Here is a 25,701-nt window from a genome sequence, read left to right on the forward strand (position 1 = left end):
GTCATATGTATTTCTATTGCGCCAATCGAGCCCCTAATCCTCTGGGCGTGCCCTTCGCCCGCATGGGGGATCGAATTGAGAGGATTTGGCCGTGCTCACTCTCGACACCCGGGTCCCCGCGGTTCTGCTGCGGATCGACAGGAACCCCTTTCATCACGGCACACTCGGAGCTGTTCGGTCGCTTGGCCGCGCGGGAGTGGAGGTGCACGTGGCAGCCGCGGATTCCGCGGAAAGCCCGGTGCACAGATCCCGCTATCTGTACCGGACGCACGCTCCGCCGCCGCCCGGCGCCGCACTCCAGGAAATCGCCGCAGTATTGCGCCGTATCGCGCACCGCGTGGCCCGCCCCGCCGTGCTCATTCCCATGGATGACGCGGGCGCCCTCGCGATCGGAAGCCTGAGCCGGGAATTGGCCGACGCCTATCTCCTGCCGGACCAGGCGAGCGGACTCGCCGAACGGGTGGCCGACAAGGCGACGCTGGCCCAGCTGTGCGCGACGGCCGACATTCCGCACCCGGTGACGCTCATCCCCGAATCCACCGCCCAGGCATCCACTGCCGTACAGCAGTTGGGACTCCCCGTGGTGGCCAAATGGAGCCGACCCTGGCTCGTCCCCGCCGGGACGGATCTGCGCAGCACGGTCCTGGTGCGGTCGGCGCGGCAGGCGCAGGAGCTCTACCGGCGGAGTGAGGAGGCGGGCAGCCGCCTGCTCCTTCAGGCCTTCCTGCCGGACGGCCCCGGCCTCGACTGGTTCGTCCACGGATACGTCGACAGGGCGGGCTCCGTACGCGGCGGAGGCGCCGGCCGCAAGCACCGCTCCTGGCCTCGTGGCGCGGGCCTGACAGCGGTGGGGGAGTGGACCCCGGATCCAGGACTGCGGTCCTGCGTGGAGCGGCTTGTCGACGCGCTGGGCTACCGGGGCATCTTCGACCTCGACTTCCGGGTGGACTCCGCGACGGGCGAGCACTGCCTGCTCGACTTCAACCCACGGCCCGGCGCCCAGTTCCGCCTGTTCGCCGACGGGGCCGACCTGGATGTGGTGCGCGCCCAGCACCTGGACATGACGCACCGCCCGCTGCCCGCCGCCGCCGTTCTCCCCGGGCGCGCCTTCGTGGTGGAGAACTACGCCCCGCTGAGCGCGCTGCGGGCGCTGCTCACGGCGGGGCCCGCTGCCACCGCATCGCACCGCCGCGAGCTGGCCTGGCACGCCCGGGACGACCTGGCTCCGGCGTTCGCCATGTGGGTGCTGTGGTGCCGGCACGTGATGCGGCGCCTCCTGGGACGGCTGAGGCGGGCGGGGCGTCCCACCGCCCCGGCGGGGGACGAGGTGCGGGTGCGGATGGTGCGGCAGGCGGGTGCGCCCGACGGTTGTGGCCGCGACGTCCCTATCGACGATGAGAGAGCGAGCAGTTGCTGATGCATGACCTGTTGGTGGTAGGAGCGGGCCCTTACGGCCTCTCCATCGCTTCACACGCCGCCGGTGCCGGACTCGACGTACGCGTCTTCGGCAGACCCATGGCGTCCTGGCGCGACCACATGCCGCGGGGCATGTTCCTGAAGTCGGAGCCGTGGGCGTCGAACCTCTCCGACCCCGGCGGCCGCTACGGCCTCGCCGAGTACTGCGCGCGGGGCGGGCTGCGGGCCGAGCACGGCGAGCCGGTCTCCGTGGAGACGTTCGCCTCGTACGGTCTGTGGTTCGCGCGGCACGCCGTACCGGACGTCGACGAACGCATGGTGGCATCCGTCGCCGCCTGCCCCGGGGGCTTCGAGGCGGTCACGGACGACGGCAGGACCGTCCGCGCCCGCACGGTGGCCCTGGCCGTCGGGGTGATCCCCTTCGTCGAGATCCCCGCGGCGCTGCACCGGCTCGACACGGAGTACGTCTCGCACAGCAGCCACCACCGGGACCTCGACCGCTTCCGCGGCAAGGACGTCACGGTGATCGGCGCCGGCCAGGCCGCCCTGGAGACCGCGGCGCTCCTCGCCGAGCAGGGAACCCGGGTACGCGTGCTCGCCCGGTCGCACGAGCTGAGCTGGAACACCGTGCCCCCGGCGTGGAAACGCCCGTGGTGGGAAGCCGCACGCGCCCCGCACAGCGGCCTTGGCTGCGGCTGGCGCAACTGGTTCTACTCGGAGGTGCCCGGCGGCTTCCGGCGGCTTCCCGAGGCGACGCGCGCCCGCATCTGCGCGTCGGCACTGGGACCGGCGGGGGCCTGGTGGGTCCGCGAGCGGGTCGAGTCACGCGTCGAGGTGCTGCTCGACCACGAGGTGGCCACGGCTTCGGTCGTGGCGGGGCGGGTGCGCCTCGCGACCGCGGGCAGGGCGGGCAGTGGCCCGGTCTTCGAGACGGATCACGTCATCGCGGCCACCGGTTTCCGGGCGACGAGCGGACGCCTCGGCCTGCTGGACCCGGAGGTGCGCGAAAGCCTGGCGGTGAACGCGGCCGAAGAGCCCTACGCGTCCGCCGAGTTCGAGTCCTCGTACCCCGGACTGTTCCTGGCGGGCCTGATGACGGCTTCGAGCTTCGGCCCGGCCATGCGCTTCGTGCAGGGAGCCCCGTTCACCGCGAGCAGGCTGGTACGCGGCGTCCAACGGAGCCTGCGGAGGGGTCCGAACGGCGTTACCGTCCCCGCGCCCACGCGGTCGGACGCTGAACGGGACTCGCGTGCCGAGAACTCGCGTGCCGAGAACTCGCGTACCGAGAACTCGCGTACCGAGAACCCCGCGTACCGAGAACCCGCGTATCGGCAACTCGAATAGGTGATGTCGTCGGCGAACGGGTGAATCGGTTCTTCGCGAGCGGCGATCAGATGGTGGACTCAGGCCTTGTGGGACGGGCCTGGTTGCCCTCCGCCAGCCGTCGGCTTCTTGCCGTGGGTAGGCAACAACCCCTTCGCGGGCCGGCCCCCCTCCCCTTCTGGCGGGGAAGAGACCTTCGGGTGTCTCTTCCCCGCCAGTGGCTTGTCCCGGCTTACCAGCGGCCGGATGAGGCGCGTCCGCGGCGGTACAGGATTCCTCCGCCGATCAGCAGAGCGGCGCTCGCCGCCGCCGCGGCCAGGAGGTCCTGCTCGCTGCCGGTCGCGGCGAGCTGGGCCGGGATGTGCGGCTTCGCCCTGACGGTCGAGGACGCGACGTGCCGCGGCGGCTGAGCGGGCTCCACGGGGCGCGGGACGGCACGCTCGACGGGCGGAGCGACCGCCTTGGGCGGCGTCTCGTGCTGCGGGGGCGTCTCGTGTACGGGAGGCGTCGGCGCGGGCTCCCCGTTGGCGCAGCTGTTGCCGAACGCCGGGTTGAGCGCGGCGATCACGTCCACGGTGTTGCCGCAGAGGTTGAGGGGAGCCTGCACGGGAGCCTGGAGGTTGTTGCCCGCCAGGACGCCGGGCGAGTGCGAGGCGTCGCCCTCGGCGCGCGACTGGCTGCCGGAGTGCGTGTCGGTGGCCGGGGAGCCGCCGGAGTCGCCGTACCCGGACCCGCCGTCGTCCGTCCTGACCGCCCGCTGCTCGGGAGCACGGTGCTTTCCCGCCCGGTGCTTCGGCGCCGACCGCTGCTCCGCCGGCTGCTGCTCCGCCGGCTGCTGCTCCGCCGACCGCTGCTCCGCCTCCTGCTGGGGAGCCTTCGTGTGCTCCTCGGAGGAATCGCCGGAGTTGGCGCAGCTGTTGCCGAACGTCGGGTTGGCCGCGGCGACCGTGTTCGCGGTGTTGCCGCAGGCGTTCACGGGAACGTCGAGGGGCGCCTGCACGCTGTTGCCCGACAAGATCCCCGGAGAGTCCGTCGCCATCGCCTCCGCGTCCGCGGCGAACGCGTTCGATCCGGACAGCGAGAGGATGCTGCTCGCGGCCGCGGCCGCGAGCATTCCTTTACCAATGGCCTGTCGCAATCTAGTGGTCTTCCTCTGAGCAGTGGAAAGCCGGCCTTGGAGTCGAGGTGACGTTCCAAGACCGGCCCATGACACAGCCTGGTGGCTGGGTGTTACGTCAGGTGTTGGCGCAGGTGTTGCCGAACGCCGGGTTGAGCAGGGCGATCACGTTCACGCTGTTGCCGCACACGTTGACCGGAACGTGGACCGGGACCTGGACGAGGTTGCCGGAGAGAACGCCCGGGGAACCGACAGCCGCGCCCTCGGCGCCGGCGTCGGCGAACGCGGGGGCCGCCATGCTCATGGCCATCACGACACCAGCGATGATCGTTGCGCTCTTCTTGTGCTTCACAGATGTTCCCTTCTCTGTGGTCATGCCGATCTGGCAGTCGAAACCGAGCGAGCACTTCTGTTTACGTCTCGCACCATGACCCGCAGCCTGCAAACGAGTTGCGGGAGCGTAAGAAACCACCGGTTTCGCCCATTCGGGAAATTCACCCGAATTACCGCACTCGGATTAGCGCATACGAATCAGCCGCATACGAATCAACGCATTCGATTCGAAAATGAAGGAGCTCGGGCTGCCGGCCTCGCAGGAGGCCGGCAGCCCGAGCTGTCCTTACAGCGAGCGGCAGATCAGCCGTTGTGCGCGCCGTTGCCCGAGAGGACCGGGATGTCGTCCAGGATGTGCGACAGCGGCTCGTCGCCCTTCGCCTGGGTGGAGTTCTCGGTGCACTGCTGGTTCTGCGGGGCCGACAGGATCGGGATGTCCTGGACGCCGATCGGCACGAGGCCCACGAGCGAGGTGACGTTCGCCTTGGCCGGCAGGCCGATGCAGGGCTTGTTCAGCGAACCCTGGACGAGCGAGAGCTGGGGGCTCATGTTGCCGTGGGTCGCGGAGTTGCCGTACGCCTGCTCCGAGCCGTTGCCGCTCAGGGAGGTGGTGCCGTGGTCGTCACCGATGGCCAGCGCCGTCGGGGCCGCGGCTGCGGACATACCGACGACCGAGACGGCAACTGCCGCCGTGGCCATAGCCTTCTTCATCATGTTCTGTGTTCCTTTTCTGGCAGACGCTCGAGTCACTGCGCGCTGACCAACCTGCCGGAACGAGTTTGAGTTTCGGGGCTTCACCCGGTTGGGGCCTTTGTCGGCCTCACGTTGGGCCATCGGAGTGAAGGGCAGCAACCATGCGCGGGGCGTGGAGTTAATCAGCGCGCTCCGGCGAACGGGGTTCCTCCAGAAGGGAATTAGTTGTGATCAAGAAGGGTATGGCTGCAGCCGCGGTTGCCGTCTCCGTCGTCGGCATGTCGGCCGCAGCGGCTCCGTCGGCGATGGCCATCGGTGACGACCACGGCACCACGTCTCTCAGCGGCAACGACGCCAAGCAGGCGTACGGCAACTCCGCCACGTACGGCAACATGAGCCCGCAGATGGCTCTCATCCAGGGTTCGCTGAACAAGCCCTGCATCGGCCTGCCGGCCAAGGCGAACGTCACCTCGCTCGTGGGCCTCGTGCCGATCGGCGTCCAGGACATCCCGATCCTGTCGGCCCCGCAGAACCAGCAGTGCGTGGAGAACTCCACCCAGGCGAAGGGCGACGAGCCGCTGTCGCACATCCTGGACGACATCCCGGTCCTCTCGGGCAACGGGGCGGGCAACCACTGATCCCCCTCCCGCAGCACTCAGCGGGCCGCCGTTCACCGGCGGCCCGCTGTTGCGTTCACATCGGACCGAACGTCAGCCCCGTGGCCAGAAGTCGCGTGACATGAGAGCGTTCCATTCCTGGTCGGGACGGCCCGGGACCGTTTTTCCCTGCCTTTCCCAGGAATCCTGCAACGACGTATAGATGGGTTCCTCGACATAGCGTTCCGGAGAATTCCTGCTCACCGGGATGAGGGCCTGTCGCTTCCAGGGCCTCTTGAAGTCAGCCATATTCCCTCGCCATCGACGGGCGTGTGTCGAGCAATCTGTTCCAGCTGTGGAATCCGGTGAAACCGAAGGATTGGGGCGAACGAGTTGTTGTTCGTGCGCGCCGCGTAGCCCCCACGCCCGGCAGTGCCGTCGAGCGGCTTACCTTCTCTTCGTTCCTGTTCCCCCGCAGCGGAGATCAGCTTGCTCACTCACCTCTATTCACCGACCGGCTCCCGCATGGTGCGGCGACTGCGCCTCGTCATTCCAGGGGTCCTGCTGATCGCTGCCGCCGCCGGAATGGGAAGCGCCAAGGCATTGCCGCATCCTGTCCAACGCGTCGATGTCTTCAGCGACATGAAGAACCGTCCGAATGAGGGACGAGGTACGAATATCCTCCTGATGGGGACGGACGGCCGCGACACCATCACGCCGGAGGAGAAGCGGGAGTTCCACGCGGGCGGAGTCGCCTGCGACTGCACGGACACGCTCATGCTGGTCCATGTGTCCGAAGCGCGGAATCGCGTCAGTGTCGTCGGAATTCCCCGGGACTCCTACGCCCGTATCCCGGCGCACCGCGACCAGTCGACGGGACGCAAGCGCGCCGCTCACTCGGCGAGGATCAACGGCGCCTATGCCGAGGGCGGTCCCACGCTGTCCGTGCGTACGGTCGAGGGAATGACCGGTGTGCGCGTCGACCGGTATCTCCAGCTCGACTTCCGGCGCTTCATGGACAGCGTCGAAACGGTCGGCGGTGTGGAGGTCTGCACGCCGCGCCCCCTCAAGGACAAGGCGACGAAGCTCGATCTGCCGCCCGGTCGGTACCGACTCGGCGGCGGGGAGTCCCTTCAGTACGTCCGCTCGCGCCACGTGGACACGAGTGCGGACTTCGGGCGGATCCAGCGCCAGCAGCGCTTCCTGGTGGGCGCGTTGCGCAGCGTACGGATGGAGAACGTCCTCGCGGATCCGGGCAGGGCGGCGCAGTTGAGCGGGCAGCTGCTGGGGGCGGCCAAGGTCGACCGCGGGTTCAGTACCGATGAGCTCCTGTCGCTCGCGTCGGCCGTGAGTGAACTCCCCTCGTCGTCCCTGGAGTTCACCACGGTGCCGATCGGTGGCTTCAACCACACGGTGAAGGGCATCGGCGAGACGCTTCGGTGGGACCGGGCCAAGGCCGGCAAGGTGTTCACCGCGCTCAAGAAGGACCTTCCCCTGACGCCCCGGAACTCGACGACGAGGCTGAGCGATCCGCCGCGCTTCGGCAGCCCCTCCACCGTCCGTGGCGACACCTTGGAGTGCGCTTGACGCCCGTCTGATTACTGGGCCAACCGGGTCGTAAACCGAAACCATCCCGTCATCAGGCAGTTGATCATCACGCGGCTCTGCCAATGGAGCCCGCTCTTGAAGGGAATCAAAATGAAGAAGCTCCTGGCATCTGCGGCCATTGCCGCCTCCGTCGCCGGTATCTCGGCGGGGATGGCTCCCCAGGCTCTTGCCATCGGTGACGACTCGGGCACCACGTCCCTGAGCGGCAACGGAGCCGAGACGGCGTTCGGCAACTCCGCGACCAAGGGCAACCAGAGCCCCCAGCTCTCGCTCGTCCAGGGCACCCTGAACAAGCCCTGCGTCGGCCTGCCCGTCAAGGCGAACGTCACCTCGCTCGTGGGCCTCGTGCCGATCGGCGTCCAGGACATCCCGATCCTGTCGGCCCCGCAGAACCAGCAGTGCACCGAGAACTCCACCCAGGCCAAGGGTGACGAGCCGCTTTCGCACATCCTGAACGACATCCCGGTGCTCGCGGGCAACGGCGTCGGCAACGGCTGAGAAACCTGACAAGGGCCGGCCGTCGTCGTGCCGGCCGGCCCTTTCGGCTGTCTCGGTCCCTTGGAACAGCGCCCGCCGTGTGGAGGCGACACACCGGGGGTAGGGGGTCGGGGTGATTGAACTCGCCGAGATGATCGCGCAGTTGCGTGGGGAGCTCGCCGCCGCAATGGTCGCGGCGAAGGACGAGGAACTGCGCTTCGAGCTGGGCGCCGTGGAGCTCGAGGCGGAATTCGCCGTCCAGCGGTCCGCAGGGGCGGACGGCAGGATTCGCTTCTGGGTCGTCGAGGCAGGTGCCTCCGGCCAGCGGATGAACAGCAGTACCCACCGCGTCACCCTCAGCCTCCAGCCCCGCGTCGGCGGTTCGGGTCAGCGGCCCTGGGTCAGCGGTGACTCCACCCCACACGAGCGCTGAGCCCGGTCACGATGCCGGTGCCGGAGGGCCTCGATGCGGCGCGCGTCGCCGAAGTGCTGGTGGAGAAGCGGGGCGTGGAGCCCGGCAGGCGCGGGTCCGGTTACCGCGTGGGCGACAGGTGCGTGCTGACGGCCGCGCATGTGGTCGCGGGTCCGGTGGCGTCGGTGCGGGTGCGGGTGCGCTTCGATGCCGATCTGCCGGGGGAGTGGAGCGCGGACGCGCGCGTCGTGCTGCTCGCCAGGGCCGCTGATGTCGCGCTCCTCGAGATCGTGGGCAGCACGCCTCCCGGACCTGCCCTTGAACCGCCTCGCTACACCGTCGTACCCGACGCCGATGTCGTGCTTCCCGTCAGCGCGATGGGATTCCCCCGCTTCAAGCTGCGCGACGACCACATGCGCCTCCTCGACGACGGCGCTCCGAGTCAGTACCGCGACTCCTGCCATGTCTCGGGAACCGTCTCCGTGCTGTCCAACCGCCGTGAGGGCACACTGGAACTGGCCGTCTTCGCGCCACGTGCCGACCCCGAACCCGGGCGTTCGCCGTGGGAGGGGATGTCCGGAGCGGTGGTTTGGTCCGGCGGTGCGGTGATCGGGGTGGTCAGCTCCCACCACCGCTCGGACGGTCTGGGCCGCCTGGCGGCCAGCCGGGTGGAGCATTGGTACGACGTGCTGTCCTCCGCCGAGTTGGAGCGCCTCCATCAGGAGGCCGGGCTTCCCTGGCGCGACGGGCTCGGTTCCGCGGCGGATCCAGAGGGTGTGGCGGCCCCCGCGAGTCTGGCCGGCCTCCCCTCTGACCTGCCCTTACGTGAACTCATTGAGCTGGTCGACGCGTTGGTGGAGATTCCCTCACTGAGGGACGCGGGCGGCCTCGGTCTTGTGCTCACCAGCATCAGCGCGGAGATCGCCGCGAACCGCCCGAGGGACGCGCGGCTCAAGATGGACATCTACGGCATCGTGCGCACCTGCCTGCGCTATCCGGGCACGCTCGATCAGCTCCTGGAGGCCGTACGCCTCCTGGAGGGGAAGTCGTCGGAGATGGCCCGTGTGGATCGTGAGGCCGCCCAACTGGCCAAGCAGCACTGTTGACTTGATGTCGGGCACGGCTCGGGTGCGGGGTTTCGCAGCGTGCCGTGCTGGGTCATCATGAAGAGGAAAGGGACTGCGCATGCACGGAATCGCGGGAGGGGACTTGGCAGCCGTGGAGCAATCGATGCCTGCCGTCGAGTCCGATCTCGTAGATCTCTCGGGGGTTTCTCTTGAAGCGCTGCGTTCCATGGACGGCAGTGCCATCGCGGGGTCGCTCGAATCCCTGCTGCATCACATCGATGATGCCCAGGCCATCACGAACACGTACGGCGGCCCTTCGCGTTTCGACTGACGGGACCGCCGCTGAGCCGCGGCGGACGGCCCATGGCGGGTAGGCCCGCGGGATCGGTGGAGCTGCCGCTCCACCGTCTTTCGGCCGCCGGGTTCCATGCTCTCGCGCGAGGCGGGGGCGGTCGCGCGGTGGTGGTGGAGCTGCTCGCCGCCGAGCGCAGCCGCCGCATGTTGCTGCTGCGGGCGCTGTACGACGGCCTTTCCGGGAACGGCCCGCCGCCTCCGGCCGGTGCGGCCGTGTCGTATCGCGATGCCTGGTCCCTGCTCGAACGCGCCCAGCGGACGGCTCCGGACGCCTTCGAGGACATTCTGATGTCCCCGCACACCGGGATGTGGCTTTCCCTCGCGCTGCGTCAGCTCAGGGGCGTCTCACGGGGCGTCTCCTTCGAGTCCTTCGAGGACGCGCCGTTGTGGGTGGTGACGGGGCATCTGTCGGCGCTCGCCGCGTCGGCGGGGGCGCGGGCTGGTCTGGACTTCTCGCTCGCTGTGCCGGTGCGCCGCGGCGTCGCGTTCCTGCCGACGCTGGGGTGTGCGGAGCTCGCGGTGACTGAGCCGTGGGCCACGGCTCAAGTCGTCGCGGGAAGTGGGAGGTTGAGGATCATCGGGGAGCAGGGGACGGTCGTGGTCGGGGCGGGGGTGGCCGGGTCGGGGCGTGAGGAGAGTGCGCCGGGATGGCGTGCGGTGCGTCGGCTCTCCGTCGGTGTGACGCAGCCTCAGAAGTCCGTGACTCTGGATGAGTTGGACCCCTATCGGACCTTCCCGCGGCCCAGCGGGCCGCTGTTCCTTTCCGCGGCCGACGCGCGGACGTGGCAGAACATGCTCACCGATGCGTGGGAACTCCTGCTGCGCGACGAGCCGGAGAGCGCCGAGGCGATGCGCGTCGGGCTGATGTCGTTGACCCCGACCCCGGCGAGAGAAAGGTTCCGGCCGCACAGTGTGACCGCGGGGGACGCCTTCGGCGGTGTCATGGCATCCCGCCCGGACGACGCGGCGCAGCTCGCCGCCACGCTGGTGCACGAATTCCAGCACATCAAGCTGGGCAGCCTGATGCGGCTGCGACCGCTGAATCTGAATCTGAATCTGAACGGGCAGGGCCTCGGGCCGGATATCCCCGATACCCCGCATATCACTGAAGAGCTGTTCTACGCGCCATGGCGCGACGATCCGCGCCCCCTGGGCGGGCTGCTCCAGGGGATCTACGCCTTTGCCGGTGTGACCCGCTTCTGGCGTTCCCACCGGCATTCCGCCGATGCCGCGCAGGCCCACCTCGCGCACTTCGAGTTCGCGCTGTGGCGCGCCCAGGTGTGGTCCACGGTGAACCTGGTGCGTACGCACGAACGACTCACGCCCTTGGGGCGGTGCGTACTGGACGCCCTGCACGAGCGCTGCGCCGAGTGGCGTTACGAGGCGGTGCCCGACGCGGAGCTGGCGATGGCCCGGGAAGTGGCCGCCGATCACCGGAGCCGCTGGCGTGCCCACCATCTGCGGCCGCCCGCCGCAGCGGTGGAGGAGGCGGTGCGGGCCTGGCTGCGGCGGGACGACCGTCCCCCGCCCGGGATCGCCGGTGAGCCCGTCCTCGTACCGGATTCCGAGGCCTGTTTCCTGGACACCGCGGCCGTCCTGGCCCGGCATCGCCTCAGCGGCGGCGACGGGGACGGGTGGGACGCCGAGGGGGCCGAGGACGGCGATGTGCTGCTTGCGCGGGGCGACGTGGCCGGGGCGCGGGACGCCTTCGCCACACGTCTCTCGGGCAAGGAGGCGCCGTTCGGTGCCTGGGCCGGTCTGGGGCGGGCCCTTGCCGGTGAGACCGGGGTGGAGACTCACCGGGGTGCCGCGTGGCTCCTTCGCACCTTCCCGGAGCGGGCGTGTGCCGTGCAGGGCGCGCTGGAGAACGCCACGGGGCAGGGCGCGGATCCGGCGCGTCTCGCGGGGTGGCTGGCGCGTGAGGGCGTGAGGGCGTGAACGGAGGCTAGGGCTTGTGGGGCGGGCGCGGCCCGCCCCACACGTCCGTCACTACAGCGGCACCGGGTCGATGTCGCAGTTGGCCCGCTGGCCCGCCTTGGCCTGGAGTGTGGCCGGGTGCGCGGTGGCGGGCTCCGTGAGCAGCCGGGGAGCGTCGAGTACGCGCTCCATCCGGGCCAGGGTGTCGGCGCGCAGCGCGGCGCCTTCGGTCTCCTCGCCCAGCTCGATCATGTCCATCGCGAGGTTCCCCGCGCACGCCAGCGTCGTGGGGTGGTCCTCGCCGAGGGTGCTGCGGCAGAGCTCCAGTGTCCGCCGGCCGAGCGTGCGGGCCTCGTGGTGGTCACCGAGGGCGGCCCGGTCGCTCGCCAGGTTGATGGCGGTCGCCAGGGCGGTGGGGTGGGCCTCTCCTAGTCGTTCGGTGAGCGAGGAGAGTGCCGCCTCGTCGAGCCTGCGTGCCTCGTCGGGTTGGCCGAGCAGCCGCAGCGTGACGGCGAGGTCGACGTCCGCCGCAAGGACGTGCGGGTGCTGCGGGGAGAAGATGTTGCGGTACTCCTGGCAGGCCTTGACGCCCCGCTCGCGCGCCGCGTTCAGGTCGCCGTTCTGGCGCAGGGCCACCGACAGGGTGAGGGCGGCGGACAGCGACGAGGGGTGGGTGTCGCCGTACCGTCGGGTGAACTTGGAGTAGGCCTCGGTGGCGAGCTCCAGGGACTGTGCGTGATCGCCTGCCTTGCGGCTTGCCTCGCTGAGCTGGCGCATCGTGCCGATCGTCGCGGGGTTGCCGCGGCCGAACACGTCACGGTAGGCGTCGAGGACGGCCTGCTGGCGGGCGCGGGCTCCCACATAGTCGCCCGTCTCGCGGACGTCGATGGCGACGTTGTTCTCCGTCATCAGGGTCTTCTGGTGGTCCTGGCCGAGGACGCGCAGCCGCAGCGCGAGCGTGTGCTCGTCGAGTTCGAGTGCCTGGCGGAAGTCACCGGCCTGGCGCAGGCTCGTGCCCAGGTTGTGGGCGGCGTCCAGGGTTGTCGGGTCCTCTTCGCCGAAGGCCCTGCGTGCCCGCTCGTACACCGTGGCGTCCAGCTGGGCGCCGACGGCGAACTCGCCCTCCACACGGCGTACGGCGGCTTCGAGGCCGATCGCGGCGAGTGCGTCCTCGCGGATGTCCTCGCGGCCCTCGGGGGCCGTGCGCTCGTAGATCGCCTTCAGCTCCGTCACCAGGGTGATGGCTTCGCTGTGGCGGCCGAGGACCCAGTAGATGTAGCAGAGCCACTGCCCCATCAGGAGCGTCTGCTGGTCCTCCTCGCCGAAGACGGTCTGCCAGGTCTCCCAGGCCTGCTCGGAGAAGTCGAGCGACACCTCGTGGTCGCCCCAGAAGTAGAGGTACCTGGCGACGTTCATGACCAGCTGGCGCACCCAGGGCTGGTCGGACTTGATGGCGTCCGACGCGATGACGTGGCCGTACAGCTCCGCGTATCGGGGCCAGTTCGCCGCTGAGGTGGGTGCCTTCGGGTCGGCGGCGGCCAGCAGGGTGTGGGCGCCGTGGCGCATACGGGACTGTTCCTCCGGGGACATGCGGTTGTTCAGGACGAGCTGGACGAGGCGGTGCATCTCGATGGAGTTCGTACGGTGATCGATGCGGGCCAAGGAGTAACGGTTCACTTCCCTTATGGCGCGCGCGAGCCGCATCGGGTCGTTCAGTGTCGCGTCGAGCTCGGGGAAGATGCTGCTGTTCCCGAGGCCGGAGAAGATGGACCGCGAGATCGGGTCCGGGGCGAAGTACGAGCAGAGCTGCAACAGGCGCAGGGCCGAGGGGCTGCGGGTCTCCAGGTGGTCCAGGGACACGTTCCAGGCGGCCGCGACCGGCAGTTGGTAGTCCGGGGGCGGAGACGTCTCGAGGAGCTCCGTGCGCTTGTTCTCGAAGAGCCGCAGATACTCGGACGCGGGCATCCCCGTCTCCGCGCGCCACGCGGCGGCCTGCTCCAGGGCGAGCGGCAGGTCTCCGAGGGCCTCGGCCAGCTGGTCGGCCTCGTCCTCCTGGAGGGGCGGCCCGGAGTGGCGCAGGAGTTCCTTGCTCTCCTCGCGGGTGAAGACGTCCACTTCGAGGGATCCGCCGACCAGGCCCCACCGCCTGTTGCGGGAGGTGACCAGGATCGTGCCGTTGCCCCCGGTGGGGAAGTAATGGCGTACCTGCTCGGGATTGTCGGCGTTGTCGAAGATCAGCAGCCAGCGCGAGAACGGACGGCCCTCGCGCAGCGCCTCACGCACCGCGGGTCCCGCGATGTTGGCTTCGGTGCTGGTCTCGATGCCCAGGCGCCCGGCCAGTTCCACCAGGGCCTGACCGATCTGGCCAGGACGTTCGGAGGGGATCCACCAAACGATGTCGTACTCACCCTGATGGCGATACGCGTACTCGATGGCCAGCTGGGTCTTGCCCACGCCGCCCATGCCGTGGATGGCCTCGGGCAGGACCGTGGTCGTGCCTTCCCGCAGCCGCTCGCCGAGCTGTTCGAGCAGCTCGGCGCGGCCGGTGAAGTTGGGGTTGCGGGGCGGGAGGTTTCCCCAGACGCGCGGCTGTGATGTGCGGTCCCCCTCCACCGTTTGCTGGGGCGTAGTCGACATCACCGATGCTCCTTCAGGATCGGGCCGAGAGACGGGGGTTCCACCGCTTTTCTCCAGGCTGACTGCGTAGCGACGATCGTGCCAGCCAAGTACCCCTGCCAGCAGGGCGGCGCGCTGCATGAAACGGCCGGAGAGTGCTCTCAGCGCGGCGAGTTCCACACGGAGGAAACCGATGTTGCGACTGTTCACCCGGGGCATGGCCAGGGTGTCCAGGGGTTCGGCGGGGGAGGGGAGCAGCGAGGCGGTCCCCGTTCCGTCCCCGGCCAGGACGGTGCGTACGTCGTGCAGTATCCGTGCGGTGTCGCTGCGGCGGCCCAGGGCGAGCAGTTCCTCACGGATGTTGGGAGCGAACGAGAACGCCACATCCGTCACTTCGTCGCCCTGCGCCCCACTGGGCCGGACGAGGCCGCTCATGAGCAGCTCCGATGCGTGCACCGGGCCTGCTCCGGGAGTGGTCTCCAGGACTCTGCGGATGAGGGGAAGGCTCAGCGGGACGGCGGCCAGGCGGGTGGCGAGGATGAAGGCCGTGGGTGACGCGCCTGCCCGGAAGTCGGACACGCGCTCCGACGCGGGCACCGTGCTGAGGGGGTCGGGAACGTCGTTCGTCCAGGGCAGGGCGCGCGCGGCGTCGGGCCTGCGCTTCCACTCCCGCGCCCGGACGGCCGACATTTCAAGCCATTGTGGTTCCGGTCCCATGACGAGCCGGGTCCAGGCCTCGGCCCAGCGGTTGGTCAGCGCGAGGACCGGCACGAGGACCGTGTCCCCCTCGACCTCGGGCTCGTCCGGATCGCGCGATTCCACCGGGGCCTCGCGCAGTTCCCAGTCGAGCTCGCCGTTGGCCGCCCAGGCGTGGGCGGCGCGCAGCCTGACGCGGCAGACGTCCAGGCCCGTGCGGAACCACAGTTGCTGGGGCAGCACGTGCACCACGGCGACCGGGCAGCCGCGCCCCCAGGCGCGCAGCAGGGGCATGACCGCGCCGGAGCGCCAGCCGGCCCCGAGCCCGTCGGTCAGTACGAGGATCACCCGGCGCATGTCCCCCGCGCCGCCGAGCGGTTCGCCCGGCCTGAGGCGTGCGGGGTCGGTCTCGTCCGTGCCGCGCAGGCGCACCACGCGTACGCGGGCGAAGTCCCCTTCGCGGTCGAGGCCGCCGACCAGGTCGGCGACCGCCTGGTCCCACACCTTCATGGTCACGTGGCTGTCGATGACGACGACCGCTTCGGCGTGTTCCTGTCCGTCCGACTGGCCCGGCCTCGCGCGTCCGAGCCTGCCGAGTACGGACGCGGCCTCACGACGTGCCCGCGTAGCCGGTCCCTGCCGCTGCCCTCCGTCGTCACGCATATGCGCCCTCAAGGCGTAGAGGTGGCACTGACAGTTGTGCGGAGTCCCGCAGAGCTCGGGCGTGCGTGACATCCACACGCGAAGCGTGGCAGTGCGCACGCTGCGCAAGCAAGGGTGTACGGCGGCATGTGCCGGGGCGCACAGGAATCGTCGGGCCTTGGGCAGGGAACAGCCGTGGGGCAGGGAACAGCTGCGGGGCAGGGAACAGCCGTGGGGCAGCGGAGGCCGGCTTGTTCACGGCGCGGCACCCCCTCTCGCCGAGTGCGGGAGGTTCACGGACAGGTGGCCGGCGAGCCCGTTCAACTCGTCACCGGCGCACGGTCGGGGCCGGGCGGCCCGGGTCTGCGTTCCGGATCGTCGAGCAGGATCGCGAGATGGCGTCCCACGTGGTTGTCCCAGCCTTCGGGGCCCAGCGCCAGAGCCTCCTTGCGCCAATTTCCGGCGCGCGTCACCAGGCCGGCGAGGCCTCTGTCCTGGACCATCTCGGCGACCGCTTCCTTGAAGGCCGGGTCCCCGCAGTCACCCCGGTGCCAGATCATCGCGGGCACGCCGGCCCGCAGGCCTGCCATGAACTCGTGGTGACTGCCCGGGGAGTCGGTGCCCGGTGGCTGGCTCAGCACCAGACAGACCGCCTGGTCGTCCTCCTTCAGCTCACGCTCCAGGTGGAAGTGCGACTGGCCGGGAGGGTTGAAGTACGAGTGGCTGTCGGCGGGCTGCTCCTTGAGCTGGCGCCATTTCTTGTGCCACGGCCGGTGCCAGGCGGCCTTGCGCAGGCGCTCGAAACTGCGGACGAGCACTGCGTAGTCCATCACCAGCGGGGTCGGCGACGGGGAGGAGGACTCCTTGTGCCACCACTCCACCGGCTCCCCGAGTAATTCCCACGGAAGGATGAACTCCAGGACGACCGGTTGTCTCAGATCCGCCCATCGCTCCTCGGTCTGCTCGATGAGGACTTCGACCTCGGCGGGCAGCTCGTCGCGGTGCAGATGCAGGGTCTCGCCCGGTACGGGATGCCAGCCCTCGGCGTCGGACTGCCGCCAGTGGGAGAGGAAATAGCGGTCGGGATCCACTCCGTCGGGCTCGAACTGGATCATCAGATAGGCGGGCACCATGGGCGGCGGAGCCTGCTGCACGATGCCGCTGCGCTGCCAGTCGGTCATCTTGTCCTCAAGGCTCCACGCCCTGGACTGCTGACGGTTCCAGCGACGCAGATCCTCCGCTGCCTCCATCTGTCCGTCCTCCACGAGCCGATCGGCGGCCAGGGCCAGGAACGCCATGCTCACAGGGAGTTCCTTGGCGGCGGAATTGCCGCCGGCCAGTCGTAGGAAGACTGCCCATCCCGTGTCGCACCACGCGGGCAACTCCTGTGTGCGTGACCGGCTCGCCCGCCGCGCGAGCGTGGCGAGTTCGGCGGACGAGCGCATGTCCCGCAGGACCGGCCGCAAGGTGTGCAGGTCGGCGCCGTCGAAGAAGTCCACGGCCTCCCATTCGTCCACCAGACGCAGCAGCGACAGAATGGCGGAAGACTGCTGTTCCAGATACTTCAGGCAGCGCACCAGACACGGCAGCCCGTCAGGGACCTCCGCACAGCGTTCCACCAGGCTCAGCAGCCAGGGTCGTAACGCCGCGTTCCGCATGGGTTCCACGGGCGAGGCCAGCTCGTCGCTCAACATGCGCACCCATAGCTCGGCGCTGTTCTCCTGCCGCACCGTGCTCGATTCCTGCAGTACGTCGACGATGTCGGCGACCAACTCGTTGCGAACCCTCGCCGGGCTGCGCCCTTCCACCCCCGTGACCTCCCGATCGCCACGAGCAGTCAGCACTCGTGAATCGTGGTGCGGCACCCTCGTATCGATGGTTCCGACAAGCGTACGGCCACAGCTGGGCTCAGGGCAGGCCTCCGGCCATCCGTGTGCCTCAGATCCCGTCAACCACCGCCACGGTGAAGGGAGTTACCGGTGTTCCCGGTCCCATCGGGCCGCCCTTGTCGAACTGTGAGCGGACCACGAGCGTGTGCCCGTGCGAGCGGACCAGGGTGGTCGGGATCTGGAGCGCGTCGTCGGTGACGCGGCGCTCTTCGCGGGCCGAGGCTCCGTCGTCCGCCAGACGCCAGCGGCTGATGCTGTTGGAACGGTTGTGCGCGACCCACAGGGTGCTGCCGCGCAGTTCAAGGCCGTCGCCGTCGACCAGGTCACCACCGTGCAGGGCGACTTCGCTCACCGCGCCGGACGCGGTGTCGATCCGGTAGAGGCCGCCGCCCGTCATGTCGACGGTGAACAGCTGGCGGCCCGATGCGTCGGCCACGATGCCGTTGAGGGTGAGAGGGGCGGACGGACGGGATTCAGGGCCGCCCTGCACGTCGAAGCGCGCGGTGAGTACGCCGCGCCCGCCGTGCTCGGCGGCCTGCTTCAACTGCCCGGGTGTGACGCGGTAGACGACGGGGCGGGCGCTGTCGGTCAGATAGGCGGTGCCGTCCGCCGCGATGGTCACGTCGTTGACCATGCGGGGGTCGCTGCTCGGTGTGCCCGGCACGTCGAACCGGGCGATGAGGGTGCGGCTGCGGAGGTCGTAGACCGCGACCCCGGCCGTCGAGTCCGTCACCCACAGCCGCCCCGAACGGTCCGCCTTCAGGCCGTTGGCGGTCGTACGGCCGTCGGTTCCGGAGGGCAGGAAGACCTTGGCCTCGCGGCGGCCCGGCGTGGCCTTGCAGATGGCGCCCGTGGTGTACGAGCCGATGTAGAGGTCGCCGGTGCGGGGGTCGGCGGCGATGCCCTCGGGGTAGGCGCGGTCGCCGGGGAGCTCATGGGCCGTGGAGATGCGTGAGTCCTTGGCCTGTGCTGTGGCCGTCGGTGTGAGCGGGGCCGCGGCAAGGGCGGCCAGGATCGCGGCGACGGCCAAGGAGCTGCGGTACTGCTTCACAGAAGGGCTGCGGTACTGCTTCACAGAAGGCATGAGTGCGAAGCTAAGTTAGAGCTCTAATGTTCGTCAATGTTCGAATCTCTATGTGAGGCATTGCTTTACGTATGGCCGTTACGATGCGGAGATGACGACCCTGCCCGCGTCCGAGCGCATCGGCTCCCACATCAAGCGCGCCGAGCGGGCCCTCGGCGCGGCCAAGCACGCCGCGCTGAAACCGGCGGGCCTGACCGTCCCCCAGTACGCGGCGCTGCTCCACCTCAGTGAGAAGCCGGGCATCTCTGCCGCCGCACTCGCCCGTCTTTGCGGGGTCACGCCGCCCACCATGAACACGGTCCTGAAGAACCTCCAGGAGCGCGACCTCATCGTGCGCACCCCGCACGAGTGGCACCGCAACGTCCTGGAGACCCGGCTCACGAAGCACGGCGAGGCCGTCATGGATGAGGCGGACGGGGCGGCGGTGCGCGTCGAGCGGGCGCTGGCGGCCGAGTTCACCGAGGAGGAGCGGGCGGCGCTTGTCGGACTGCTCGGCCGGTGCGCCACCCTGCTCGACTCGACTCGGGCCAGTCGCTGACCCGGTATTCAGAAGCTCGCGAGTCCGGTTCTCAGACGCTCACGAGTCCGGTTCTCAGACGCTCACGAGTCGGGATCTCAGATGCTCGCGAGTCCGGATTTCAGGCCTGCCCCGCACAGCGGCACCACGGCCGTGCGCTCGCCGAGTGCTCCGTCCCGTACGGCCGCCCAGCACGCGACTCCGGTCGCTTCGACGTACAACCCCCGGCCCGCCAGATCCAGTTGGGCCACCCGGATCTGCTCCTCCGTCACCGTCAGGAAGGCGCCGCCGGATCCGCGTACCGCGCGGAGGATCTGCCGGGCGCGGGGCGGTCGCGGGATCGCGATGCCCTCGGCGAGTGTGGGTGCCGTCGGGGTGGTGCCCAGGGGCTCGTCGGCGCCCGCTCGCCACGCGTCGGCCAGCGGGGCGACCGCGGCGGCCTGTACGGCGTACAGCGTGGGCGCCTTCGCGATCAGCCCCGCCGCGTGCAGCTCCCGCACCGCGAGGGCCGCGCCGAGCAGCAGCGTGCCGTTGCCCACCGGCACGACGAGCGCGTCCGGCAGCCGGCCGCCCAGGTCCTCCCACAGCTCATGGACGTACGTCTTGGTGCCCTGGAGGAAGTACGGATTGTGGACGTGCGAGGCGTAGAACGTGCCGGGTTTGTCGGCCGCGTCGCGCGTCGTCCGTGCCGTCTCCTCGCGGTCACCCGGGACGACTTCGAGCCGCGCACCGTGCGCGGCGATCTGCTCCAGCTTCTTCGGGGACGTGCCCTCCGGGACGTAGACGGTGCAGGGGAGCCCGGCCCGCGCGCAGTACGCGGCGACCGCGGTGCCCGCGTTGCCGCTGCTGTCGGCGATCACCCGCTCCGGGGCGAGCCGCTGCGCGAGCGCGGCCAGCATGACCGCGCCGCGGTCCTTGAAGGAGAGTGTCGGCATCAGGAAGTCGAGCTTGGCCGAGATCGAGCCGTCCAGCGGTACGAGTGGGGTGCGGCCCTCACCGAGTGAGAACGCGGGGACGGGGAGCGGCAGGGACTCCGCGTACCGCCACAGCGAGTTGACCCTGCCGGCAAGGGATTTCAGCGGGGCGGGATTGGGGGAGAAGTCCAGGTCGAGCGGGCCGCGGCAGACGGGGCAGCACCAGGCGAGCGTGCCCGCGGGGACGCGGGTTCCGTCGGCGGGGCAGAAACAATCCGGCAAAGCTGTCATGTGGGCAGGCTAGTTCGGGCAATTGGGGTCGACGCGTCATGGCGGTGCGTGGCGGTCGTTTACCGGGTGCGTGCCTTGCTGGACGCATGTCCTTGCCGGACGCCTGCCTTGCGTCGCGTCCACTGTCCGTGCTCCACATACGATGCGAAGTCCCGTCCCGCCCCGCATCGACCGACCCATCCCCATCAGGAGCACGGCACCCGTGGACATACCCCCGCCGCCCGACCTCGGTGGCCACCCTCAGCAGCCGTACGGGCAGGGCCCGTACGGACCGCCTGTGCAGCCTCCGTACCAGGGCGGCCCCCAGGTCCCGTACCAGCGGTGGCCCGGCGCGTACTCCCCGTACTCCCGCCCGCCGGTCAACGGCTTCGCGATCGCCTCGCTCGTCCTCGGCATCCTCTGCTTCGTGCCCGCCGTCGGTCTGATCCTCGGCCTCTTCGCGCTCGCGCAGATCTCGAAGAAGGGTGAGCGCGGTAAGGGGCTCGCGATCGCGGGCAGCATCCTTTCCGTCGTCGGCATCGTGCTCCTTGTGCTCGCCGTCGTCACCGGGGGCGCGCGTGACTTCATGGACGGCTTCAAGGAGGCCGCGCGGGACTCCCGGAACAGCTCCGGGTTCCCCATCGGCACGGGGGAGTGCTTCAACGTCCCCGACAGCAAGCTCGAAGGTGCGCGGTACGCCTACCAGATCGACGAGGTGCCCTGCTCCTCGCGGCACGACGGGGAGGTCTTCGCCTCGTTCCCGGTGCACTACGACAGTTACCCGGGCGACGCCGAGCTCACGTCCCTCGCCGAGAAGAAGTGCGTCGACCGGCAGGCCGCTTATGTGCTCGACACATGGACCGACTGGGGCGACACCGACATCAACTACTTCGTGCCGGACCGGGACACCTGGGGCCGAGGGGACCGGCACATCACCTGCCTCTTCGGCGACGGGGAGGAGAAGCGCACCCTGAAGGGCTCGATGCGCCGCGACGCGACGAACCTCGACGCCGACCAGCTCGCCTACCTGGAGGCCGACAAGGCCCTCTACGACGCCTACGGGACCGAGCCCGGCGCGGAGAGGCCCGAGGACGACCTGCCGGGCCACAAGGAGTGGGCCGGCCGCGTCGACAAGGGCCTGGCCGAGCAGGCGCGGCTGCTGCGCGCGCATGACTGGCCCACGAAGGCGGACGCCGGTGTCACCGCCCTCATCGGAGCCATCGAGCGGAACCGCGAGCACTGGGAGAAGGCGTCCACGGCCAAGGACGCCGACACCTTCACCGATCACTACACAGCGGCGCGGCAGCACATCGGCGGCAAGCGCGAGGCCGCGGCTCGCAAATCGCTGGGCCTTGCGACCACTTCACCTCCCACTTCACCTCCCACTTCGCCTTCCGACGCGAACCCCGGGGGTGGCGCGGCGGCGGTGTGACGAACGGGCGGGTCGCCGCGGGGCCGCTCACCCTAAGGGCCTTTTGTCCGCTTCTGTGATAGTTCTTCGGCGTGACGTCCGTCATGACGCCGACGATCGCGGCCCAGCGCACTCCCGGGTCCGCGGCGCCGGACTCTCCCCGAAGGGGCAGCCGCAACAGCCCGAACAGGCCCAGGGTTTCGTGCGTCACGCACCTCTCCCGCGGGCTCCTCGTCACCGTCGCCCTCCTGAACGCCGTGCTCGTCGTGCTCGTCGCCGCCCCGCTGCCCCGCATCCCGCTCCTGGTGCTCGTCGCGGCGGCGGTCACCTCCTGGGGGCTCGTCCTCGTCCTGCCCGCGGCCGTCGGCCTGGTCGCCGGTGCGCTGGCGGGGCGGCGCCACCCCTGGTGCGCCGGATGCGCCGTGCTCAGCGCGTTCGCCGCGCTCGTCTACGGAGTCATGCCGTACGCCGCCGCGTACCGCACCGCCGAGGAATACGGGCAACCCCTGGCCCCCACCGCCTACTTCGAAGGCGTCAATTACGCCAAGGCCCCAGACCGGGACCGCACCCGCCGCTACGCGCGCACCGGAGGGCGGCGCGGCAAGCTGGACCTCTGGACCCTGCCGAAGCGTGCCGGGACGCGGCATCCGGCCGTGGTGTGGGTGCACGGGGGAGGCTGGAACAAGGGTCACCGCAGCCAGACCCCCGAGTGGAACCGCTGGTTCAACGCGCGCGGCTGGTCGGTCTTCGACATCGACTACCGGCTCGCGCCCCGGGTGACCCAGCTCGAACAGATCGGCGACGTGAAGTGCGCCGTGGGCTGGGTGCGGCGCCACGCGCGCGCGTACGGCATTGATCCCGGCCGCCTCGTCCTGGCGGGGAGTTCGGCGGGTGGCAATCTCGCCCTCTCGGCCGCCTACACGGAGGGTGACGACCGCGTGCCGTCCTCCTGTGCGGTGCGTGACAGCTCGGTCGCCGGGGTGATCTCCCTCTACGGGCCGACCGACATGCGGCGCCTCATCGCCGGGACCGCGCTGCGCGGCGACCCCATGATCCCGGGCCTGATGGGCGGTTCGGCGAAGTCCGCGTCCGCCCGCTACCGCCTCGGCTCGCCCGCGAAGCTCGTACGGACGGATGTGCCGCCCACGCTCCTGCTGCACGGCAGTGCGGACCGCGCGGTGCCGGTGGCGCAAGCGCGGGAGCTGGCGCGGCGGCTCGACTCGGCCGGGGCTCCGGCGACGTATGTCGAACTGCCCTGGGCGGACCACTGCTTCGATGTGAACTGGGGCGGCTGGGGGAGCCAGATCGCGCGAGCGGCGATCTCGCGCTTCCTCGCCATCCGGAGTGAATCTGACGCCTGACGCTATAGCTCCGGAAACGCCATGCGTAAAGACCTGCACACTCAGAAATCATCACTTCGGGTGATTCTCTGGCCTTGGGTTGCGGCCAACAACCCACGGTTGCCAGGCTGTTGCTGTCTGTCAACCTGATGGGAGTGGCCAGTGACTTTCGGTGAGCAGCCGGCGTATCTGCGCGTCGCGGGTGATCTCCGCAAGAAGATCGTCGACGGCTCTCTGCCGCCGCACACGCGTCTCCCCTCGCAGGCCAGAATCCGCGAGGAGTACGGGGTGTCGGACACGGTCGCCCTGGAGGCCCGCAAGATCCTGATGGCCGAGGGTCTGGTCGAGGGGCGTTCCGGATCCGGCACGTATGTGCGCGAGCGACCGGTGCCCCGCCGCGTCGCCCGCACCGGCTATCGCGCCTCCGGCGGCTCGACGCCCTTCCGCCAGGAGCAGGCGGCGGACGGCGCGCGCGGCACCTGGGAGTCCCGCAGCGAACAGGCGGAGGCGAGCAGCACGATCGCCGAGCGTCTCGGCATCCGCGCGGGCGACCGCGTGATGTGCACCAGGTACGTCTACCGGGACGCGGGCGAGGCGATGATGCTCTCCACCTCCTGGGAGCCCCTCTCGGTCACGGGACGCACCCCCGTGATGCTCCCGGAGGAGGGCCCGCTCGGCGGCTGCGGAGTGGTCGAGCGCATGGCGGCCATCGACGTGGTCGTGGACAACGTCGCGGAGGAGGTCGGTGCGCGCCCGGGGCTCGCGGAGGAGCTCATGTCGCTCGGCGGTGTCCCAGGGCATGTGGTGATCGTCGTGCAGCGGACGTACTTCGCGTCGGGCAAGCCGGTCGAGACGGCCGACGTCGTCGTGCCCGCGGACCGGTATCGGGTGGCGTACCACTTGCCGGTGAGGTGACCGGACCGTCGCGCCACTGCGAGGGGGGTCGCCTCGTTGCGTACGACTACGACCTCCCGGTGACTACGACCTTCCGGTGAATACGACCTCCCGGTGAACGACCGGATCGCATACCGCCCGCAGGTGACATCGCCGAGCGCTCCGGCGTACGCCGGAATCCGGACGGGACCGTCCGCCCGTTGTGATCGCGAGTTAACGCACGCCCGGCTTCCGTAACGCCGGGGCAATCACGCCCCGCAACAATTTGTCATGCACGGCTCCTAACTTCATCGCCCGTACCCGCAATCCGGTCGGACGACAGGAACCCTCATGACGGACACGGCCACCCGCGACACCGGCACCGCCGCCGGCTCGCCGCCCCAGCGCAGTTACGCCAAGATGGCGGCCGACGAGAGCCGTGAGGACTACTCGCTGCGCTATGCGCCGCACTCGTTCAGGCGCTGGTCGCCGACGATGGTGGCGTCGACGGCGCTCGGCGGCATCGCCTATCTCGCGGACTTCGCGATCGGCGCGTCCATCGTCTTCACATACGGCTTCACCAGCGGACTCGCCTCGATCCTGTGCGCCGCGACGATCATCTTCGTCACCGGCATCCCGATCGCACGGGCCTGCGCCAAGTACGGCCTCGACATGGATCTGGTGACCCGGGGCGCGGGCTTCGGCTACTTCGGTTCGACGCTGACCTCGCTCATCTACGCCTCGTTCACCTTCATCTTCTTCGCGCTCGAAGGCTCGATCATGGCCCAGGCCATGCACCAGGCCGTCGGACTCCCGGTGGAACTCGGCTACTTGATCACGACGCTGATCGTGATCCCGATCGTCTTCCGCGGCATGGGTGCCCTGGCCAAGGTGCAGGCCTGGACGCAGCCGATCTGGCTCATCGGCATGGTGCTGCCCTTCGTAGTGCTCGCTTTCGAGGCCCCGGACGCGTGGGGCGCCTTCGGCTCCTTCGGCGGCACCGAGGGCTCGGGCAGCGCCTTCTCCTGGCTCTCCTTCGGGCTCGGCACGGGAGTCGCGCTCTCCCTCATCGCCCAGATCGGCGAGCAGGCGGACTATCTGCGCTTCATGCCCGCCAAGACCGAGCAGAACAGGCGGCGTTGGAATCTGGCCGTTCTCGCGGCGGGCCCCGGCTGGGTCATCATCGGCGCGGCCAAGCAGCTCGGCGGCGCGTTCCTGGCGTTCGTGGCCCTGGAAGCCGTCGGCAAGACGCACGCCCTGGAGCCGATAGCCCCGCAGCTTGAGGCCCTCAGGCCCTGGCTCGGTTCCTTCGCACTGCCCGCGGCGGCCCTGTTCGTGATCGTCTCCCAGATCAAGATCAACGTGACCAACGCCTACAGCGGTTCGCTGTCCTGGTCGAATTTCTTCTCCCGCATCACGCACAAGCACCCGGGCCGGGTCTGGTACATCTTCCTCAATCTCGCCATCGCGCTGACGCTGATGGAGATGAACATGTTCGCGGCCCTGAACAAGCTGCTCGGCTTCTACTCGAACGTGGGCATCGCGTGGATCGTGGCGGTCGCCGCCGACCTCGTCATCAACAAGAGGATGGGCTGGAGCCCGCCCTACATCGAGTTCAAGAGGGCCTATCTGTACGCGGTGAACCCGGCGGGCTTCGGCTCGATGGTGATCGCCTCTGTGGTGTCGATCCTGGCGTTCTTCGGCCTCTTCGGAGAGTACGCGGAAGCCTTCTCGACGTTCATCGCGGCCGGACTCGCCGTCGTCCTCTGCCCGTTGATCGCCTGGGCGACGAAGGGCAAGTACTACCTGGCGCGGCCGAACCCGGTGAACGGCCCGCATGTCGACGTGCCCGACGTGACGGCCACGCACGCGTGCGGTGTCTGCGAGACGGCGTACGAACTGCCGGACATCGCGGACTGCCCGGTCCAGTCGGGTCCGATCTGCTCCCTGTGCTGCTCGTTGGACGCGGAGTGCGGGGATGTCTGCCGTACGTCGCCGTCGAGTGAGCCGGTGCTCATGCCGACGCCGACGGTGCGTGCCGACTGACAGGGGCCCGCACAGGCCGGTGCGGCCGCATCGGCCGTGCCGGTGTCAACAGGGGGCGCATCCGACACGATGCGCCCCCTCGGCGTTGGC

21 protein-coding genes are annotated in these 25,701 nt (G+C 69.7%); 14 read left to right on the forward strand and 7 right to left on the reverse strand.

Features of this window, described 5'->3' with window-relative positions:
* Positions 1–85: 85 nt before the first annotated feature.
* Complete coding sequence (locus tag ACGFSB_RS19630) at positions 86–1,417, forward strand: ATP-grasp domain-containing protein (RefSeq protein WP_393400607.1); 1,332 nt, start codon at positions 86–88, stop codon at positions 1,415–1,417.
* Positions 1,417–2,760, forward strand: coding sequence for an NAD(P)-binding domain-containing protein (locus ACGFSB_RS19635; RefSeq protein WP_393400610.1), 1,344 nt, complete (start codon positions 1,417–1,419; stop codon positions 2,758–2,760). The genes ACGFSB_RS19630 and ACGFSB_RS19635 overlap by 1 nt, the downstream gene beginning before the upstream one ends.
* Before the next feature lie 211 nt (positions 2,761–2,971).
* Here the strand turns inward: ACGFSB_RS19635 and ACGFSB_RS19640 are convergent, their stop codons facing one another.
* The 3 genes from ACGFSB_RS19640 to ACGFSB_RS19650 all read right to left on the reverse strand — a co-directional run bounded on the left by ACGFSB_RS19640 (position 2,972) and on the right by ACGFSB_RS19650 (position 4,903).
* A complete protein-coding gene (locus ACGFSB_RS19640) occupies positions 2,972–3,877 on the reverse strand; it encodes a chaplin family protein (protein WP_393400613.1) in 906 nt (301 codons plus the stop codon).
* Between the two features lie 97 nt (positions 3,878–3,974).
* The gene (locus tag ACGFSB_RS19645; RefSeq protein WP_393400615.1) at positions 3,975–4,232 is read right to left on the reverse strand and encodes a chaplin; all 258 of its coding nucleotides are present in this window, start codon (positions 4,230–4,232) and stop codon (positions 3,975–3,977) included.
* Positions 4,233–4,492: 260 nt separating this feature from the next.
* Complete coding sequence (locus ACGFSB_RS19650; RefSeq protein ID WP_393400619.1) at positions 4,493–4,903, reverse strand: rodlin; 411 nt, start codon at positions 4,901–4,903, stop codon at positions 4,493–4,495.
* A gap of 206 nt (positions 4,904–5,109) precedes the next feature.
* Between ACGFSB_RS19650 and ACGFSB_RS19655 the strand changes: the two genes are divergently transcribed.
* The 7 genes from ACGFSB_RS19655 to ACGFSB_RS19685 all read left to right on the forward strand — a co-directional run bounded on the left by ACGFSB_RS19655 (position 5,110) and on the right by ACGFSB_RS19685 (position 11,334).
* Positions 5,110–5,520, forward strand: a complete 411-nt coding sequence (locus ACGFSB_RS19655) for a rodlin (RefSeq protein WP_393400622.1) — start codon at positions 5,110–5,112, stop codon at positions 5,518–5,520.
* A gap of 447 nt (positions 5,521–5,967) precedes the next feature.
* Positions 5,968–7,065 (forward strand): LCP family protein, encoded by a 1,098-nt coding sequence (locus ACGFSB_RS19660; RefSeq protein WP_393400625.1) that lies wholly within the window; start codon positions 5,968–5,970, stop codon positions 7,063–7,065.
* 111 nt (positions 7,066–7,176) lie between these two features.
* Entirely contained in the window at positions 7,177–7,584 is a 408-nt protein-coding gene (locus tag ACGFSB_RS19665) for a rodlin (protein WP_393401172.1), read from the forward strand.
* A 112-nt stretch (positions 7,585–7,696) separates the two neighbouring features.
* Complete coding sequence (locus ACGFSB_RS19670) at positions 7,697–7,996, forward strand: trypco2 family protein (RefSeq protein WP_393400628.1); 300 nt, start codon at positions 7,697–7,699, stop codon at positions 7,994–7,996.
* Between the two features lie 11 nt (positions 7,997–8,007).
* Complete coding sequence (locus ACGFSB_RS19675; RefSeq protein ID WP_393400631.1) at positions 8,008–9,081, forward strand: trypsin-like peptidase domain-containing protein; 1,074 nt, start codon at positions 8,008–8,010, stop codon at positions 9,079–9,081.
* Between the two features lie 79 nt (positions 9,082–9,160).
* Positions 9,161–9,373, forward strand: a complete 213-nt coding sequence (locus tag ACGFSB_RS19680; protein WP_393400634.1) for a hypothetical protein — start codon at positions 9,161–9,163, stop codon at positions 9,371–9,373.
* Between the two features lie 32 nt (positions 9,374–9,405).
* The gene (locus ACGFSB_RS19685; protein WP_393400636.1) at positions 9,406–11,334 is read left to right on the forward strand and encodes an HEXXH motif domain-containing protein; all 1,929 of its coding nucleotides are present in this window, start codon (positions 9,406–9,408) and stop codon (positions 11,332–11,334) included.
* Between the two features lie 51 nt (positions 11,335–11,385).
* On the opposite strand, the gene fxsT is transcribed toward ACGFSB_RS19685, so the two are convergent.
* The 3 genes from fxsT to ACGFSB_RS19700 form a co-directional block, all read right to left on the reverse strand.
* Positions 11,386–15,288, reverse strand: a complete 3,903-nt coding sequence (gene fxsT, locus ACGFSB_RS19690; protein ID WP_393400638.1) for an FxSxx-COOH system tetratricopeptide repeat protein — start codon at positions 15,286–15,288, stop codon at positions 11,386–11,388.
* Positions 15,289–15,587: 299 nt separating this feature from the next.
* Positions 15,588–17,111 carry a hypothetical protein gene (locus tag ACGFSB_RS19695; RefSeq protein WP_393400640.1) on the reverse strand — a complete coding sequence of 508 codons (1,524 nt, stop codon included), beginning with the start codon at positions 17,109–17,111 and terminating at the stop codon, positions 15,588–15,590.
* A gap of 94 nt (positions 17,112–17,205) precedes the next feature.
* Positions 17,206–18,240 carry an SMP-30/gluconolactonase/LRE family protein gene (locus tag ACGFSB_RS19700; RefSeq protein ID WP_393400642.1) on the reverse strand — a complete coding sequence of 345 codons (1,035 nt, stop codon included), beginning with the start codon at positions 18,238–18,240 and terminating at the stop codon, positions 17,206–17,208.
* 91 nt (positions 18,241–18,331) lie between these two features.
* Here ACGFSB_RS19700 and ACGFSB_RS19705 point away from each other — a divergent pair, with 91 nt between their 5' ends.
* On the forward strand, positions 18,332–18,778 hold the full coding sequence (locus ACGFSB_RS19705; protein WP_393400644.1) for a MarR family winged helix-turn-helix transcriptional regulator: 447 nt from the start codon (positions 18,332–18,334) through the stop codon (positions 18,776–18,778).
* A gap of 77 nt (positions 18,779–18,855) precedes the next feature.
* Here ACGFSB_RS19705 and ACGFSB_RS19710 read toward each other — a convergent pair whose 3' ends face one another.
* Positions 18,856–19,962 carry a threonine synthase gene (locus ACGFSB_RS19710; RefSeq protein WP_393400646.1) on the reverse strand — a complete coding sequence of 369 codons (1,107 nt, stop codon included), beginning with the start codon at positions 19,960–19,962 and terminating at the stop codon, positions 18,856–18,858.
* 202 nt (positions 19,963–20,164) lie between these two features.
* Here ACGFSB_RS19710 and ACGFSB_RS19715 point away from each other — a divergent pair, with 202 nt between their 5' ends.
* From ACGFSB_RS19715 to ACGFSB_RS19730, 4 genes are all read left to right on the forward strand, one after another.
* Entirely contained in the window at positions 20,165–21,373 is a 1,209-nt protein-coding gene (locus ACGFSB_RS19715) for a DUF4190 domain-containing protein (RefSeq protein WP_393400648.1), read from the forward strand.
* 71 nt (positions 21,374–21,444) lie between these two features.
* The gene (locus ACGFSB_RS19720; RefSeq protein ID WP_393400651.1) at positions 21,445–22,713 is read left to right on the forward strand and encodes an alpha/beta hydrolase; all 1,269 of its coding nucleotides are present in this window, start codon (positions 21,445–21,447) and stop codon (positions 22,711–22,713) included.
* 141 nt (positions 22,714–22,854) lie between these two features.
* A complete protein-coding gene (locus ACGFSB_RS19725) occupies positions 22,855–23,607 on the forward strand; it encodes a GntR family transcriptional regulator (protein ID WP_393400653.1) in 753 nt (250 codons plus the stop codon).
* Positions 23,608–23,916: 309 nt separating this feature from the next.
* Positions 23,917–25,611, forward strand: a complete 1,695-nt coding sequence (locus ACGFSB_RS19730; RefSeq protein ID WP_393400655.1) for a purine-cytosine permease family protein — start codon at positions 23,917–23,919, stop codon at positions 25,609–25,611.
* Positions 25,612–25,701 lie beyond the last annotated feature (90 nt).

Origin of the sequence: Streptomyces sp. NPDC048441 (assembly GCF_043200235.1) — a bacterium.
Taxonomy (GTDB): domain Bacteria; phylum Actinomycetota; class Actinomycetes; order Streptomycetales; family Streptomycetaceae; genus Streptomyces.